This window comes from Variovorax sp. VRV01 (assembly GCF_014852545.1).
Classification (GTDB): domain Bacteria; phylum Pseudomonadota; class Gammaproteobacteria; order Burkholderiales; family Burkholderiaceae_C; genus Variovorax; species Variovorax beijingensis_A.
This window is the reverse complement of sequence record NZ_JACVBS010000002.1, coordinates 79,135-94,861: the sequence shown is the minus strand read 5'-3', so window position 1 is coordinate 94,861 and position 15,727 is coordinate 79,135. Positions and strand designations below refer to the sequence as shown.

Below are 15,727 nucleotides of genomic sequence, written 5' to 3'. Positions count from 1 at the left end.
GCACGTAGTGTGTCAGAACCGGGAACCGGGCCGCTGCGCGCAATCCCCCATATGCCGCTCGCCCACGCCGCACCCTCACATTTCCTCGCGCTTGAGAAGATAGTCGAGCGGGCCGACGCGGAACCAGCGGTAGCCGTAGGGCTCCAGCAGCATGCAGTGCTTTCCCCTCGAATCGGCGCGGCTGTGCGCGTTGGAGAGCAGGTTGACCAACTGCCCGCCATGCCTGCCGAGCGCCGTGGCTGCGAGCTTTATTTCCAGCGGGCTTTCGCTGAGGTTGTGCACGAAGACCGCCGCGTTGCCGCGCCATTCGTAGCGCATGACGAGCACGGCCCGCTCCTCGTTCGGAATCACCTCGAAATCGCCCCAGCCGATCTCGGGCACTTCTTTTCGCATGCGGAACACGCGCTCCATCCAGTTGAGCAGCGACTCGGGATCGCGCCGCTGCGCCGCCACGTTCACGTGCTCGAAGCCATAGGCACCGCCCGTGATCACGGGCAGCACCGGCTTCGAGGAGGTGGTGAATCCGCCCTGGCGTTCGGTGGACCACTGCATCGGCGTGCGCGCGCAGTTGCGTTCCGGCAGGCTCAGGTCGTCGCCCATGCCGATCTCGTCGCCGTAGCGGATCACCGGCGTGCCGGGCAGGGTGAGCATCAGGCTGTAGGCCAGCTCGAGGCGCCGCCGGTTGCCGCCGAGCATCGGTGCCAGCCTGCGCCGTATGCCGCGGTCGTACAGCTGCATGTCTTTTTCGGGGCCGAAGGCGGCGAACACGCGCTGGCGCTGCGCGGGCCGCAGGCGGCCCAGGTCGAGCTCGTCGTGGTTGCGCAGGAAGATGCCCCATTGCGAGGTGGCGGGACGCGCCCGGGTCGCCTCCAGCGCCTTGGCCAGCGGCCGCGAGTTGCCCGCGGCCATTGCATAGAAGAGGTGCTGGTTGACCTGGAAGTTGAACATCATGTGCAGCCGCTCGCCTTCCTCGCCGAAGTAGGCCATGTTGCTGCTGGGCAGCACGTTGGCCTCGGCAAGGATGATCGCATCGCCCCGGCGCCACTGGAGCAGTTCGCGGAACTGCCGCAGCATGTCGAATTTCTCGGTCGGGCGCACGACCCTCGGGCCCTTTGCGCCGATCACGAAGGGCACGGCGTCCATGCGGAAGCCGGACACGCCCATCTGGGTCCAGAAGCCCATGATCTTCAGGATCTCGGCCTGCACCTCGGGGTTGGCGGTGTTCAGGTCGGGCTGGAATTCATAGAAGCGGTGGAAGTACCAGCGCCTTGCGAGCTTGTCGAAGGTCCAGGTCGATTTCTGCACGCCGGCGAAGACCACACCATCGGTGTAGCGAGGCGGTTTCTTGTCGGACCACACATACCAGTTGTGATACTTTGACTTGCGGTCCCTGCGCGCCTGCTGGAACCACGGGTGCTGGTCCGAGGTGTGGTTCACCACCAGGTCCATCAGCACGCGCATGCCGAGGCGCGAAGCCGAATGCGTGAATTCGACGAAATCGCCGAGCGTGCCGAACCGGGGATCGACGTTGTAAAAGTCAGAAACATCGTAGCCATCGTCCTGCCTCGGCGACGGATGGAAGGGCATCAGCCACAGGGTCGTGACACCCAGGCCGTGGAGGTACTCCAGCCGCCGCGTCAGCCCCTCGAAGTCGCCGCAGCCATCGCCGTTGGAGTCCATGAAGGTTCCCACGGAGAGGCAATACACCACGGCGTTTTTGTACCAAAGGTCGTTGATCATGGCGGGGAACCTCCTGAAGATCGGAACCTCGCAAACCCGGAACACACGAAAGGAAACCCGATGTCGGCCGATGCTTGGTGGAAGAACGGAATCGTCTACCAGATTTATCCGCGTTCATTCCAGGACAGCGATGGAGACGGCATCGGCGACCTGCGAGGCATCCGCAAGCGGCTCGATTATCTGGTCGAGCTCGGCGTGGATGCCATCTGGATATCGCCGATCTACCCCTCACCAATGGCCGACTTCGGGTACGACATATCCGACTACTGCAACATCGATCCGCGCTTCGGCACGCTCGAGGACTTCGATGCGCTCGCGGCGGAATGCAGGGCGCGCGGCCTCAAGCTGGTGCTGGACTTCGTGCCCAACCACACCTCCGACCAGCACCCCTGGTTCGTGCAGAGCCGCGCCTCGCGCACGAGCCCCAGGCGCGACTGGTACCTGTGGCGCGATCCTGCGCCTGATGGCGGCCCACCCAACAACTGGCTCAGCAATTTCGGCGGTCCGGCATGGACCTTCGACGAAGCCAGCGGCCAGTACTACTGCCACTCCTTCCTGAAGCAGCAGCCCGACCTCAACTGGCGCAACCGCGAGGTGCGCGAGGCGATGTACGAGGTGCTGCGCTTCTGGCTGCGGCGCGGGGTGGACGGTTTCCGCGTCGACGTGCTCTACCACCTCGTCAAGGACGACCAGTTCCGCGACAACCCGCCCAACCCGTCGTTCCAGCCGGGGCAGGACCCCTCGCACCGGCTGCTGGCGCTCTACACGACGGACCGGCCGGAGATGCAGGACATCGTGGTCGAGATGCGCCGCGTGGTCGACGCGTTCAGCGACGAGGCTTCGGCGCGGGTGCTGATCGGCGAGCTCTATCTTCCGCTCGAGCGGCTCATGGCTTACTACGGGCGCACCTCCGAAGGCCTGTTGCAGGGCGTGCAGCTGCCGTTCAATTTCCAGCTCATCGCGGCGCCTTGGCATGCGGCCGAAATCGACCGCATCGTGCGCAACTACGAGGCGGCGTTGCCGCACGGCGCGGCGCCCAACTGGGTGCTCGGCAACCACGACAAGCCGCGCATCGCGAGCCGCGTGGGGCAGGAGCGGGCGCGGCTCGCGGCAATGCTGCTGCTGACGCTGCGCGGCACGCCCACGCTCTACTACGGCGACGAGATCGGCCTGACCGACGTTCCCATTCCGCCCGATGAGGTGCAGGACCCGTTCGAGAAGAACGAGCCGGGCAAGGGCCTCGGGCGCGATCCGCAGCGCACGCCCATGCAGTGGAGCCGGGCACATGCGGCCGGCTTCACCGATGGCACGCCATGGCTGCGCCTTGGCGGCGACTGGGGCATGCGCAACGTGGAGTCGCAGCTGGCCGATCCGGCCTCGATGCTGCAGCTCTACAAGCGGCTCATCGCGCTGCGGCGCAACGAGTCCGCGCTGCACGAAGGAAGTCATGAGCAGCTCGATGCCGGCGCCGACGTGCTGGCCTATGCAAGAACCTCCGGAGACAGGCGGCTGGTCGTGCTGCTGAACTTCGCCACCACCGAAACCCGGGTGGCTGCAGACCTGCTGCCGGCGGAAGTGGTCGTGCTGGCTTCCACCCATGCGGACTGCACCGGCGCGGTGGCCGGCGAACTGGTGCTGCAGCCGCTCGAAGGCGTGATCGTCACGCACTGATCGGTGCGCGAAAGACGGTGCGGGGAAAGACGCGGCTACTGGCCCGAGGGGTAGGTTTCGGGAACTTCCGCGTCCATGGCCACCGCATCGCGTTCCAGCGGCGCGACCGCGCGGCTGCGGTCGAAGTGCAGCAGCGCATCGAACTGCACCGGCAGCCGCGCGAAGAAATAGTGGCTCTGCCGTTCGGTCTCGGGCCGGTAGATCACGCCGATGGCGCGCTCGAGCCGCGCCTCGCGCAGCGCGAAGAAATGGCTTCCCTCGCCGCGCAGCGGCAGCATGAAGCGCTCGAGCTCGGTCTCGTGCATGAGGCCCTCGTAGCTGTCCGCGCGTGATGGAAGTACCTGCTTGCGCTCGGCCGCTGCGCCCCAGTCGGAGGCTGCCATCACGCTGCCGGTGTGCGTGGTGAAGCCCACCAGCACCGCATCGCGGCCCTGGCGTTCGCGCACCAGCTGGCCGACGTTGAGCTCGCCGCGGCGTTCGCCCATCTCGGTGGCGCGCGCATCGCCCAGGTGCGAGTTGTGCGCCCACACCACGAGCTTCGGCCGATCGCTCGCGCGCCACAGGTGGCGCTCGATCTCGCCCAGCGTCTCCACCATGTGCCGGTCGCGCAGGTTCCAGGAGGACACGTCGCTCAGGTACATCGAGCGGTAGTAGGCCTCGGCGTTCTTGATCAGGCGCGCGTTCTGCTCGGCGTCGAAGGCTTCTTCCTCATTGGCTGCGCTGCCGCTGCGCCATGCGTCGCCGGCGGCGCGGCGCATCTCGACGAGCATCTCGACCACTTCGCGCTGGCACGAGGGCGTGTTGCCGAGCCCGGCCATCAGGCCATAGACCTGTCCGCCGTCGCCGAAGCGGTCGAAGCAACCGTAGCGTTCGCGGGCGCTGCGCGCCGCCACCGGATCGGTGCGGTCGAAATAGTCGAGCACGGCTTCGATGGAGGCGTGCAGGCTGTAGAGGTCCAGGCCGTAGAAGCCGGTCTTTCCCTGCGGCGGGCCTGCGTCGTTGAAGGCGCGCTGCCATTCGACGAAGCTTGCGACGTCCTCGTTGCGCCACATCCAGGTCGGAAAGCGCCGGAAGCCCGCGAGCGCATCGCGCGCATTGGCGTCGTCGCTGGCGCCCCTCACGTAGCGGTTCACGCGATAGGCATCGGGCCAGTCGCCTTCGATGGCCACGGCGTTGAAGCCTTTTTCGGCCAGCAGGCGCCGCGTGATGTCCGCGCGCGCCGCATAGAACTCGTGCGTGCCGTGCGAAGCCTCGCCGAGCAGCACGTAGTGCGCATCGCCGATCAGTTCGAGCAGCGCGTCATGATCGCTGGAAGATCCATCCATCGGATGCGCCACGGCACGCAGCGCCTGCGCCTCGTCCGAAATGCGTGAGGGATTCATCGTCCACGGTCCTCAGGCAGGAAGCGCGCCATGAGGGTTGGCGTCTTCGATCAGATGGCAGACCTCCTCGTCGCTGGTCTGCGAGAAGTCGAGGTACCAGCGCCCCACGCCGAGGAAGGGCTCCGGCGTCTCGGCGCAGATCACGTCATCCGCTTCGCCGAGCAGCAGCGCGCAGGCTTCGCGCGACGCCACGGGCGCTGCAACCACCACGCGAGCCGGCGCCTGCCGGCGCACCGCGCGAATGGCCACGCGCATGGTCGAGCCGGTGGCCAGGCCATCGTCCACCAGGATGGCGGTGCGGCCATGCAGGTCGGGCGCGGGCCGGTCGCCGCGGTAGGCGCGCTCGCGCCGCTCGAGTTCGTATTGCTCATTGCGCACGACTTCGTCGACCTCCTTTGCGCCGATGCCGAGTTCGCGCACGAGGTCTTCATCCAGCACCCGCTCGCCGCCGCCCGCGATGGCACCCATCGCGTACTCCTCGTGCCCCGGCACGCCGAGCTTGCGCACCACGAGCACGTCGAGCGGCGCGTTCAATGCCTTGGCCACTTCGTAGGCCACCGGCGTCCCGCCGCGCGGCAGGGCCAGCACGATCACATCCGGCCGGTTGGCATAGCTTGCCAAGCTCCGGGCGAGCGCCCGGCCCGCCTGCTGCCGGTTTCTGAAAGACTGGAACGCCATTTCTCGAATGTCCTTGCGGCCACCTTATTTTTGCCGGCGCATGGATGTTGTAGGGCGATGCCCACATTGGCGTAGGTGTGCACTGCCACCGGGGCGTGCGGCGGAGCCGCCGAAGCAAGAGAAAGAACGGTGGGAACTCGAACGTACCTTCTGGGTGGATGGCAGCCTGCCTATGCGCAGGGCCTTGCACCTGAGTCGCTGATGGTCTTTGCGCCGCCGGTGGGCGTGCTGGACCGCGTGCGCACCCTCGAAGCGATCCGCAACGCGCCACGCTGGAAGCGCGTGGTGTTCGCCGCCGAGTGCGACGGCAGATCGGCGCCCTACAGGGCGCAATGCAGCTCGGCCTATGTGTCCATGGGCGGCAATGGAGGCTGGCCTTGAACCACCAGCCGCCCATGAGCCGCATCCCGGCTATGAACAACCTACTGAAACATCACAGCTAGGCGCCGGCCCCCAACCCACCCCGCCGATGTCGCTGCGCCTCCCGCCATGCATTCACGATCAGCGCCCGCGCCTTCGGATGCTCGGGGTCGCTAACCACCCATTCCGGATACGCATGCGGAAGGCTGGCCGCGGTCACGCGGATCGCGTCGAACTCGATGGGGGAGAGCGGCGCGGCCGCGCTGGCGCGGTGGGTCAGCGTCTTGCGCAGGCCCGCCTTCCATGCATCCGGCAGGTGATCGACAGCGGGCAGGAGCGCCAGCGCGATGTGCGCGGCGCGCGGGCTCAGGGCTGCGGCGTCGGCGCGCAGGCGCGCCAGGCACTCGGTGCCGCTCGCCGTCTCTTTTCTCTCACCTCCGGAGCATGGCATGCGGCATCCCTCGCTCAGGCTGTCTGGATCTCGATGCGCCGCGGCTGCGCATGCTGGGCCTTGGGAATGCGCAGCTTCAGCACGCCCTGCGAAAGCTCGGCCGAGATGGCGTTGGTGTCGAGCTCCTTGCTGAGCGTGAAGACGCGGCGGAAGCGGCCCAGGCCCACCTCCGTATGGCTCGATTCCAGCCCCTCGGGCACCGAGAGCCCCGACTCGGCCTCGATGGTCAGCGTGTCGGACGCGACCTGCAGGCTGAGCTTGTCGCGCGAGACGCCCGGCAGGTCGGCAAAGAGCGTGATGCCGCCGCTGTCCTCGACCACGTCCACCGGCGGCGTCAGCGCCGCGTCGCTGTAGCGCGTGCTGTCTTCCTTGCGCGCGAGCTCCTTCGATCCAGCCGCGCGGGACGAAGTGGTGGGGGTGTTGCTGTTGTCCATGATCGTCTCTCCTTTCTTCATTTCATGGTCGCATCACCGTCATCACTGGACGGTGATGCGCCGCGGCTGCGACGAGGCCTGGCGCTGCACGGTGATGTGCAGCACGCCGTCGCGGTACTTGGCGCTCACGGCGTCGGGGTCGGCATCGTCGGGCAGGGTGAGCACGCGGCGGAACGAACCCTCGAAGCGCTCGTTAATGTGCACGGCTGCCTTGGCATCGGATTCGGGCAGGTTGTTGGCGCGCTGGCCGGCAATGGTGAGCAGGCCGCGCTCCAGGTTCACCTCGAGGCTGGACGGGTCGACGCCGGGCGCGAACGCGTAGATCTCCACGGTCTTCGGCGTGCCGCCGATGTTCAGGGCCGGGAAGCCGTTGCGGCCGAAGCCCCGGATGGTGGGGGACAGATCGAAGGCCTGCTGCATCTCGCGCTGCAGGCGATCCATCTCTGCGAACATGTCGCGCGGAAACAAGGATCGGTACATGGCGAAAACCTCCATTCAAGAACAGGTTGAACGGCGCGCCGGAGCGTGTGTCTCCAGGCGCTTCCGATCAGCGAAATAGGCGCTGGCGGCAGGTTTTCAAGAGGGGATGTCCGGGGGGTGGTACCCCGATCGCCCGGGTGCTATGAAGGCTGGTGCCGCCATTGAAAAAACCCGGTCCGAGGCCTCTTGAACGTGCGCCGCGCGGACCTAAATCGATCCTCGTCGAAATCGTCAATCGTCATTCCAAACCTGAAGGAGATTTGCCATGCCGATGGACCTGCTCAAGCAGATTGCCGCATCCCGCCTGCCCGTGTCTTTCCGCACGCCCAAGGAGATCGACGAGGTCAGGATCCTGCGCCAGGCGGGGCTCGTGATTGCACTGATTCCGGCGCCAGCCGACCCTCTGAAGCTCGCGGGCAGCGAGCCCGCGGCGCAGGTGCTGGCCCTCACCGAGAAAGGACGCGAGGAGCTCGCGCGGATCCGCTACCCGGGCGAGCTGCCGCAGCATGAAACCGGCTCCCGGGGCCGGAGGAACTGGCTCGCCGCAAGGCGCTTCGGACATGCATTGCAGCAAGTCTTACCGGTGCGAAGCCGCGATTCGCGCCCCTCGCAGGGCTTGTAGGCCGCATCCTTCCTGAACATGCGCGCAAAACCATGCCGCCGTCTGCGTGGTTCCGCGCTGAATCCGATTCGCTCATGCAAGCGAGAAATTCATCAGGAGACAGACATGGACTTCGAAGGCATCTACTGCTTTGACACGGCGGCCGTCCGCTTCGCGATCTACCCGGACGGCCATGATGGTGCACGCATCATCGGGCAGATTTCGGAGGAAACCCTGCACGACGTGTTCGGCACCAAGAACCTGGGCGACCGCCTGCTGGAAACCTGCAAGGCGCACTTCGATGTCATTGGCGCCGCGGCGCTCAAGCGCTACCGCGCCAACCCGAACCAGCCGATCGTGCTGACCGTGGACGATTTTCCGCGGCGCCTTTCTCCCCGGTCCGGGGGCTCGCAAACCGCACCGCAGGCCACGCCGCTCGCTGCCTGAAAAACGCCGCGCCCGGTGCGCGGCCGGTTTTCACCCCCATCGCGCGATGGGCAACTCTCCGACACGGCAAGGAGGTTTCAGCCTTACCCGCTGCGCCCGGATTCTTTGCAAATTGTGTGATCAGGCCTTGTAGATGCCGAAAGCGTGTTCCGTTGGACACCCGGTCGCTGGCCTTCATGCAAGCAAGGAACACCGGTGCCAGTGACCCAACTGCTTTCAGAGCCTGAGGCGCAAGACGCCTACCTGTTCCGCGAAGGAACGCATTCCCGCCTGTACGACCTCCTGGGTTGCCATCTTCTGAAGGAGGGCGGCGCGCGCTTCGCGGTGTGGGCGCCCAACGCGGAATCGGTGGCGGTGGTCGGCGACTGGAACCATTGGTCCGGCGACGCCGATCCGCTGGCGCCGTCCGCGGACGGCACCGGCATCTGGCTGGGCCGCGCGCCCCATGCCGCGCCGGGGCAGGCCTACAAGTACCGCATCCGCTCGCGCTTCGGCGGCTACACGGTCGACAAGGCCGACCCGGTCGCGTTCTGCGCAGAGCTGCCGCCCGCCACGGCCTCGCGCATCTGCGAACTTTCTTATGACTGGAAGGACGCCGACTGGATGGCCACGCGGGGCGCGCGCAATGCGCTCGATGCGCCGATGTCGGTCTACGAGGTGCACCTGGGCTCGTGGCGCCGCCGCGAAGGCCGCTTCATGGGCTACCGCGAGATCGCGAATGAACTCGCGGCCTACGTGAAGGAGATGGGCTTCACGCACGTGGAGCTCATGCCCGTGACGGAGCATCCGTTCTACGGCTCCTGGGGCTACCAGACCACCGGCTACTTCGCGCCCACGGCGCGCTACGGCTCGCCGCAGGACTTCATGTACCTGGTCGATCAGCTGCACCAGAACGGCATCGGCGTGCTGCTGGACTGGGTGCCTTCGCACTTTCCGACCGACGAGCACGGCCTTGCGTTCTTCGACGGCACGCACCTCTACGAGCATGCCGATCCGCGCCAGGGCTTCCACCCGGAGTGGAACTCCAGCATCTTCAACTACGGCCGCGCGGAGGTGCGCAGCTTCCTGGTGTCGTCGGGCCTGTTCTGGCTCGACCGGTACCACGTGGACGGGCTGCGCGTCGATGCGGTCGCGTCCATGCTCTACCTGGACTACGCGCGCCAGCACGGCGAATGGATTCCCAACCGCCATGGCGGCCGCGAGAACCTGGAGGCGATCGACTTCCTGCGGACGCTGAACCGCGCGGTCTACCGCGAGTTCCCCGACGCGATCACGGTGGCCGAGGAATCCACCGCCTGGCCTCGCGTCTCGCGGCCGACCGACATGGACGGGCTGGGCTTCGGCGAGAAATGGAACATGGGCTGGATGCACGACGTGCTCGCCTACATGAAGCAAGAGCCCATCCACCGCAAGTACCACCACCACAAGATGACCTTCTCGCTGGTGTATGCCTTCCACGAGAACTTCGTGCTGCCGCTGTCGCACGACGAGGTGGTGCACGGCAAGGGTTCGCTGCTCGGCAAGATGCCCGGCGACCAATGGCAGCAGTTCGCCAACCTGCGCGCGCTGTTCGGCTTCATGTGGGCGCATCCTGGCAAGAAGCTGCTGTTCATGGGGGGCGAGTTCGGGCAGCGGCGCGAGTGGACGCACGACGGCGAGCTCGAATGGTGGGTCTGCGAGCTCGAAGACCATGGCGGCCTGCAGCGGCTGGTGGCGCAGCTCAACCGCGTGTACCGCGGCGCGCCCGCGCTCTACCAGCAGGATTTCTCCGCATCGGGTTTCGAATGGGTGGCGGCCGACGATGCCGACGCCAGCGTGTTCGCCTTCCTGCGCAAGCCGCGCGACGGCCATCCGCCGCTGCTGGTCGTCAGCAACATGACGCCGGTGCCGCGCACCAACTACCTCTTGGGCGTGCCGCTGCCCGGCTTCTGGAGCGAGCTCATCAACACCGACGCCGTCGAGTTCGGCGGCTCGGGGTGGGGCAACCTTGGCGGCGTCGAGGCCGCCCCCGTGCGTTCGCATGGCCGCATGCACTCGGTGTGCATGACCCTGCCGCCTCTGTCCACGCTGATTCTCGAACACCGGCCATCATGATGAAACTGTTCGCAAACCCGCAGGCGCCCGCGGCTTCCGTGGCGCCCGATGTGCGCGACGGCAACCGCCGCGCGGTCATCGATGCCGTGCTGCCGTCGGTGGACCACGGCCGCTTCGCCGTGAAGTGCATCGTCGGCGAAAGGGTGCAGGTGAAGGCGCACTGCTTCACCGACGGCCACGACGTGCTGCGCGTGCAGCTGTGCTGGCGTCCGCAGGGCAAGGCCGAGTTCCGCGAGGTGCCGATGAAGCCGCTCGTCAACGACGTGTGGGAGGCCTCGTTTGCGCCGCCCGCGCTCGGACGCTACTTCTACACCGTGGTGGCCTGGGTCGATCCCTTCGAGTCGTGGCGCCATGAAATGACGCGCCGCGTGGACCCCGACGACGTGCGCATCGCCTCGCAGGTGGGCGCGCTGGAGGTGGCGGGCGCGGCCGAGCGGGCCGAGGGCGCGGACCGGCAGGCGCTGGCCAACTGGGCCACCGAGCTCGATGCCGTGGCAGCCGACCCCGGCGCGGACGTGTCAGCGCTCAAGGCGCTGGCGCTGGACGAAGAGCTGGCCATGCTGGCGCGCCGGCACCCCGACCGCCGGCACGAGGTGCGCTTTTCCCTCGAGCTGCCGCTGGAGGCCGAGCGCGAGCGTGCGCGCTTCAGCACCTGGTACGAGCTGTTCCCGCGTTCGGCCGGCACCACGCCCGGCGTGCACGGCACCTTCAAGGACGTGGAGGCGCGGCTGCCCGCCATCGCGGCCATGGGCTTCGACGTGCTGTACTTTCCGCCGATCCACCCGATCGGCCGGCTCCAGCGCAAGGGTCCCAACAATGCATTGGCCAGCGGCCCCGACGATGTCGGCAGCCCCTGGGCCATTGGCGCGGCCGAGGGCGGCCACAAGTCCATTCTTCCGGCGCTGGGCACGGCGGAAGACTTTCGCCACCTCTGCGCAGAGGCCGCCTCGCACGGGCTGGAGATCGCGCTGGACATCGCCTTCCAGTGCGCGCCCGACCATCCCTACGTGAAGGCGCATCCCGACTGGTTCCGCTGGCGCCCCGACGGCAGCGTGCAGTACGCGGAGAACCCGCCCAAGAAGTACCAGGACATCTATCCCTTCAACTTCGAGAGCGAGGACTGGCGCGGCCTGTGGGCCGAGCTGCGCAGCGTGATCGAGCACTGGATCGGCGAGGGCGTGCGCATCTTCCGCGTCGACAACCCGCACACCAAGGCCTTCGCATTCTGGGAGTGGGTGATCGGCGAGATCCGGCGCGCGCATCCGGAAGTGATCTTCCTGGCCGAGGCCTTCACGCGGCCCAAGGTGATGCACCGGCTTGCGAAGCTGGGCTTCTCGCAGTCCTACACCTACTTCACCTGGCGCAACACCAAGCAGGAGCTGGTCGAATACTTCACCGAGCTTTCCACGCCGCCCGGCGTGGACTACTTCCGGCCCAACGTGTGGCCCAACACGCCCGACATCCTGCACGAGCAGCTGCAGGGCGGCGAAGCCTCGGTGTACATGGCGCGGCTGGTGCTTGCCGCCACGCTCGCGGCCAACTACGGCATCTACGGGCCGGCCTACGAGCTGCGCGACCACCGGCCGCGCTCGCCCGGCAGCGAGGAATACCTCGACTCCGAAAAATACCAGCTGCGCCACTGGAACCACGACGACCCGGGCAGCCTGGCGCCGTTCATCACCCGCGTGAACCACATCCGCCGCGAGAACCCGGCGCTGCACCGGGACCGCGGCCTGCGCTTCCTGCGCATCGACAACGACCAGCTGCTGGCCTATGCCAAGGTCTCGGAGGGCGGCGACAACGTGGTCGTGACCGTGGTCAACCTCGATCCGCACAACGTGCAGTCGGGCTGGCTCGAGCTCGACCCCGAAAGCGTGAACGTCGAGCGTTCGCGCCCGTTCCAGATGCACGACCTGCTGAGCGGGCAGCGCTTCATCTGGCAGGGCGGCTGGCACTACGTCAAGCTCGATCCGCACAGCGTGCCCGCGCACATCTTCGTCGTGCGCCGGCGCCACGGCGACGAGCGCGACTTCGACTACTTCCTGTGAGGCCGCAACGATGAACGCCCCTGTCTCCCACATTGCGCTCGAAACGGTAGAGATCGACATCAGCGACGACCCGCTGTGGTACCGCGACGCGGTGATCTACCAGCTCAACGTCAAGGCGTTCTTCGACTCCAACAACGACGGCATGGGGGACTTCAAGGGCGTGACGGCCAAGCTCGACTACGTGAAGGAGCTGGGCGTCAACACCATCTGGCTGATGCCCTTCTATCCGTCGCCGCTGCGCGACGACGGCTACGACATCTCGGCCTACGAGGACGTGAACCCGCAGTACGGCACGCTGGACGACTTCCGCGAAATGCTCGACGCCGCGCACGAGCGCGGGCTGCGGGTGATCACCGAGCTGGTCATCAACCACACCTCGAGCGACCACCCCTGGTTCCAGGCCGCGCGCCGCGCACCGCCCGGCTCGCCCGAACGCGACTTCTACGTGTGGAGCGACACCGACCAGCTCTACCAGGGCACGCGCATCATCTTCACCGACACCGAGACTTCCAACTGGGCCTGGGACCCGGTGGCCAAGGCCTACTACTGGCACCGCTTCTTCAGCCACCAGCCGGACCTCAACTTCGACAACCCGGCCGTGCTCGAAGCCATCTTCAAGGTGATGCGCTTCTGGCTCGACATGGGCGTGGACGGCTTCCGGCTCGACGCCATTCCCTACCTGGTGGAGCGCGACGGCACCAGCAACGAGAACCTGCCCGAGACCCATGCGGTGATCAAGAAGGTGCGCGCCGCCATCGATGCACAGTACAAGAACCGCTTCCTGCTGGCCGAGGCCAACATGTGGCCGGAAGACGTGCGCGAGTATTTCGGCGATGGCGACGAGTGCCACATGGCGTACCACTTTCCGCTGATGCCGCGCATGTACATGGCCATCGCGCAGGAGGACCGGCACCCCATCGTCGAGATCATGGCGCAGACGCCCGACATCCCGGAGGGCTGCCAGTGGGCCATTTTCCTGCGCAACCACGACGAGCTCACGCTCGAGATGGTGACCAGCAAGGAGCGCGACTACATGTACACCATGTACGCGGCCGACCTGCGCGCGCGCATCAACCTGGGTATTCGCCGGCGCCTCGCGCCGCTGATGGAGAACGACATCGACCGCGTGAAGCTCATGAACGGCATGCTGCTGTCGATGCCGGGCTCGCCCATCATCTACTACGGCGACGAGATCGGCATGGGCGACAACGTGTTCGTGGGCGACCGCAACGGCGTGCGCACGCCCATGCAGTGGAGCCCCGACCGCAATGCCGGCTTCTCGCGCGCCGACCCGCAGCGGCTGTACCTGCAGCCCATCATGGACCCGATGTTCGGCTACGAGGCGCTCAACGTGGAGGCGCAGGCGCGCGACAGCAGCTCGCTGCTCAACTGGACCAAGCGCATGCTGGCCGTGCGCAAGACCAGCCATGCCTTCGGCCGCGGCAAGCGGCGCTTCCTGAAGCCGGGCAACCGCAAGATCCTGGCCTACCTGAGCGAATACGACGAGGACATCATCCTCACGGTGTTCAACCTGTCGCGCGCCGCGCAGCCGGTGGAGCTGGACCTCTCGGCCTTCAAGGGCCGCGTGCCCATCGAGATGCTGGGCCGCGCGCCGTTCCCGCCGATCGGCGAGCTTCCCTACCTGCTCACGCTGGCCTCGTATGGCTTCTACTGGTTCAGGCTCACCTCCGATGCCGAGATGCCCAGCTGGCACCAGGAGGGCGTGGCGCTGCAGGAATGGCCCACGCTGGTGCTGTTCGACGGCTGGACCAGCTTCTTCCGCGACCGCGTGATGCCCTGGCGCATCGGCATGTCGGAGCGCATGCGCAACCAGTTCGAACTGGAGACGCTGCCGCGCCACATCGAGATCCAGCGCTGGTATGCATCGAAGGGCACCGCTATCGAGCGCGCGCGTCTGGCCGACCACGTCATCTGGGAGGCAGGCCCGCTCAGCTGGATGCTGCCGCTGCTCGAGCTCGACGGCCCGCCCGGCGGCGCCACCTACTTCATGCCGCTGGCATTGGCCTGGGAAGAACGCGACGAGGAGCGCATGGCCGGCGTCGCGCAGGCCGCGCTCGCCAAGGTGCGGCAGCAGGCGCAGGTGGGCCTGATGGGCGATGCGTTCTATGACGAGGCCTTCTGCCGCGAGCTGGTGCTGGCCATCCGCAGCGGCCTGGATCTGGAAACCGCGCAGGGACGGCTCAGGTTCCGCGCGACGGCCGCTTTCGCCGAGGTGGAGGCCGACATCGCGAGCCTGCCGGTCGGCCGGCCCAGCGGCGTGAGCAGCAACACCGTGGTCACGCTCGACGAGACCCTGTTCCTCAAGGGCTACCGCCACCTGCGCGAGGGCCTGAACCCCGAACTGGAGATGGGCCGCTTCCTGACCGAGGTGGCCAGATATCCGCACTGCGTTCCGGTGTTGGGCGCGCTCGAATACACCGGCAACGACGGACGCACCATGACGCTCGCCATGGTGCAGTCCTATGTGTCGAACCAGGGCGACGGCTGGGACCACACGCTGGGCTACCTGGAGCGCTTCCTGCGCGACTTCGCCACCACCGACGGCGCGCTGCCGGACCCGATGGCCGTGCACGGCGGCTTTCTCGCGCTCATGGCCACGCTGGGCCGGCGCACCGCCGAGCTGCACAAGGCGCTGGCGCTGCGCACCGGCGCGGCCGCCTTCGACCCCGAGCCGCTGCTGGACAGCGACATCGTGCGCTACGCGGAGCAAGCCCGCGCCGACGCCGCCGCCACACTGGCACTGCTGCGCGAAAGGCTGGCCCAGCTGCCGGCACCGGCGCAGCCCGACGCCCAGGCCCTGCTCGCCATGGAGGACGCGCTGCAGGGCGCCATCGCGGCGCGCCGGCCGCAGGCCCAGGGCGGCATCAAGAGCCGCTACCACGGCGACTTCCACCTCGGGCAGGTGCTGCTGCGGGACAACGACTTCGTCATCATCGACTTCGAAGGCGAGCCCGCGCGCAGCTTCGATGAGCGCCGCGCCAAGGGCTCGCCGCTGCGCGACGTGGCCGGCATGCTGCGCTCGTTCAACTATGCGCGCTGGGCCGCGCTGCGGCGCGTGGCGCAGAGCGTGGAGGAGGCCGCCTACCTGGGGCCGCCGGCGGCCGCCTGGGAGCAGTCGGCACGCCAGGCCTTCCTGGACGGCTACATGGAGGCCGGCGCGGGAGAGCAGGCCATCCGCATCGACGCCGACCTGCTCGCGCTGTTCGAGACCGAGAAGGCGCTGTACGAACTGCGCTACGAGCTCAACAACCGCATCGACTGGGCGCAGGTGCCGCTGAACGGCGTGCTCGCCCTGCTGCAGGTGGAGCGGCCCGGTTGAT

13 protein-coding genes are annotated in these 15,727 nt (G+C 67.3%); 7 read left to right on the top strand and 6 right to left on the bottom strand.

The window, feature by feature from the left end; genetic code table 11:
* Positions 1-75: 75 nt before the first annotated feature.
* Positions 76-1,740, bottom strand: a complete 1,665-nt coding sequence (locus IB278_RS04125) for an alpha-amylase family protein (protein ID WP_192322710.1) — start codon at positions 1,738-1,740, stop codon at positions 76-78.
* Positions 1,741-1,800: 60 nt separating this feature from the next.
* Here IB278_RS04125 and IB278_RS04120 point away from each other — a divergent pair, with 60 nt between their 5' ends.
* A complete protein-coding gene (locus IB278_RS04120; RefSeq protein ID WP_192322709.1) occupies positions 1,801-3,411 on the top strand; it encodes an alpha-amylase family glycosyl hydrolase in 1,611 nt (536 codons plus the stop codon).
* 35 nt (positions 3,412-3,446) lie between these two features.
* On the opposite strand, the gene IB278_RS04115 is transcribed toward IB278_RS04120, so the two are convergent.
* Both IB278_RS04115 and IB278_RS04110 read right to left on the bottom strand, forming a co-directional pair.
* Positions 3,447-4,793, bottom strand: a complete 1,347-nt coding sequence (locus tag IB278_RS04115; protein ID WP_192322708.1) for an erythromycin esterase family protein — start codon at positions 4,791-4,793, stop codon at positions 3,447-3,449.
* Positions 4,794-4,805: 12 nt separating this feature from the next.
* Positions 4,806-5,471: a phosphoribosyltransferase gene (locus IB278_RS04110; protein ID WP_192322707.1), complete on the bottom strand. Its 666-nt coding sequence runs from the start codon at positions 5,469-5,471 to the stop codon at positions 4,806-4,808.
* Between the two features lie 129 nt (positions 5,472-5,600).
* On the opposite strand from IB278_RS04110, the gene IB278_RS04105 reads away from it, so the two are divergent.
* The gene (locus IB278_RS04105) at positions 5,601-5,852 is read left to right on the top strand and encodes a hypothetical protein (protein ID WP_192322706.1); all 252 of its coding nucleotides are present in this window, start codon (positions 5,601-5,603) and stop codon (positions 5,850-5,852) included.
* A 58-nt stretch (positions 5,853-5,910) separates the two neighbouring features.
* Here the strand turns inward: IB278_RS04105 and IB278_RS04100 are convergent, their stop codons facing one another.
* From IB278_RS04100 to IB278_RS04090, 3 genes are read right to left on the bottom strand one after another with little or no spacing between them, the layout of a single operon-like run.
* A complete protein-coding gene (locus IB278_RS04100; protein ID WP_145743162.1) occupies positions 5,911-6,282 on the bottom strand; it encodes a hypothetical protein in 372 nt (123 codons plus the stop codon).
* 14 nt (positions 6,283-6,296) lie between these two features.
* The gene (locus IB278_RS04095; protein WP_145743164.1) at positions 6,297-6,716 is read right to left on the bottom strand and encodes an Hsp20/alpha crystallin family protein; all 420 of its coding nucleotides are present in this window, start codon (positions 6,714-6,716) and stop codon (positions 6,297-6,299) included.
* 42 nt (positions 6,717-6,758) lie between these two features.
* Positions 6,759-7,196, bottom strand: a complete 438-nt coding sequence (locus IB278_RS04090) for an Hsp20/alpha crystallin family protein (RefSeq protein ID WP_145743167.1) — start codon at positions 7,194-7,196, stop codon at positions 6,759-6,761.
* A 271-nt stretch (positions 7,197-7,467) separates the two neighbouring features.
* On the opposite strand from IB278_RS04090, the gene IB278_RS04085 reads away from it, so the two are divergent.
* From IB278_RS04085 to treS, 5 genes are all read left to right on the top strand, one after another.
* Positions 7,468-7,818, top strand: a complete 351-nt coding sequence (locus tag IB278_RS04085) for a hypothetical protein (RefSeq protein ID WP_225612710.1) — start codon at positions 7,468-7,470, stop codon at positions 7,816-7,818.
* A gap of 105 nt (positions 7,819-7,923) precedes the next feature.
* Positions 7,924-8,244: a hypothetical protein gene (locus IB278_RS04080; RefSeq protein WP_192322704.1), complete on the top strand. Its 321-nt coding sequence runs from the start codon at positions 7,924-7,926 to the stop codon at positions 8,242-8,244.
* Positions 8,245-8,439: 195 nt separating this feature from the next.
* On the top strand, positions 8,440-10,338 hold the full coding sequence (gene glgB / locus IB278_RS04075) for a 1,4-alpha-glucan branching protein GlgB (RefSeq protein ID WP_192322703.1): 1,899 nt from the start codon (positions 8,440-8,442) through the stop codon (positions 10,336-10,338).
* The gene (locus IB278_RS04070; protein ID WP_192322702.1) at positions 10,335-12,386 is read left to right on the top strand and encodes an alpha-1,4-glucan--maltose-1-phosphate maltosyltransferase; all 2,052 of its coding nucleotides are present in this window, start codon (positions 10,335-10,337) and stop codon (positions 12,384-12,386) included. The genes glgB and IB278_RS04070 overlap by 4 nt, the downstream gene beginning before the upstream one ends.
* 10 nt (positions 12,387-12,396) lie before the next feature.
* Complete coding sequence (gene treS / locus IB278_RS04065; protein ID WP_192322701.1) at positions 12,397-15,726, top strand: maltose alpha-D-glucosyltransferase; 3,330 nt, start codon at positions 12,397-12,399, stop codon at positions 15,724-15,726.
* Position 15,727 lies beyond the last annotated feature (1 nt).

Bases quoted from the DNA above. Each gene is read 5' to 3' on its own strand.
- IB278_RS04125 (WP_192322710.1), bottom strand. From the start codon at position 1,740: ATGATCAACGACCTTTGGTACAAAAACGCCGTGGTGTATTGCCTCTCC.
- IB278_RS04120 (WP_192322709.1), top strand. From the start codon at position 1,801: ATGTCGGCCGATGCTTGGTGGAAGAACGGAATCGTCTACCAGATTTAT.
- IB278_RS04115 (WP_192322708.1), bottom strand. From the start codon at position 4,793: ATGAATCCCTCACGCATTTCGGACGAGGCGCAGGCGCTGCGTGCCGTG.
- IB278_RS04110 (WP_192322707.1), bottom strand. From the start codon at position 5,471: ATGGCGTTCCAGTCTTTCAGAAACCGGCAGCAGGCGGGCCGGGCGCTC.
- IB278_RS04100 (WP_145743162.1), bottom strand. From the start codon at position 6,282: ATGCCATGCTCCGGAGGTGAGAGAAAAGAGACGGCGAGCGGCACCGAG.
- IB278_RS04095 (WP_145743164.1), bottom strand. From the start codon at position 6,716: ATGGACAACAGCAACACCCCCACCACTTCGTCCCGCGCGGCTGGATCG.
- IB278_RS04090 (WP_145743167.1), bottom strand. From the start codon at position 7,196: ATGTACCGATCCTTGTTTCCGCGCGACATGTTCGCAGAGATGGATCGC.
- IB278_RS04085 (WP_225612710.1), top strand. From the start codon at position 7,468: ATGGACCTGCTCAAGCAGATTGCCGCATCCCGCCTGCCCGTGTCTTTC.
- IB278_RS04080 (WP_192322704.1), top strand. From the start codon at position 7,924: ATGGACTTCGAAGGCATCTACTGCTTTGACACGGCGGCCGTCCGCTTC.
- IB278_RS04070 (WP_192322702.1), top strand. From the start codon at position 10,335: ATGATGAAACTGTTCGCAAACCCGCAGGCGCCCGCGGCTTCCGTGGCG.
- treS (WP_192322701.1), top strand. From the start codon at position 12,397: ATGAACGCCCCTGTCTCCCACATTGCGCTCGAAACGGTAGAGATCGAC.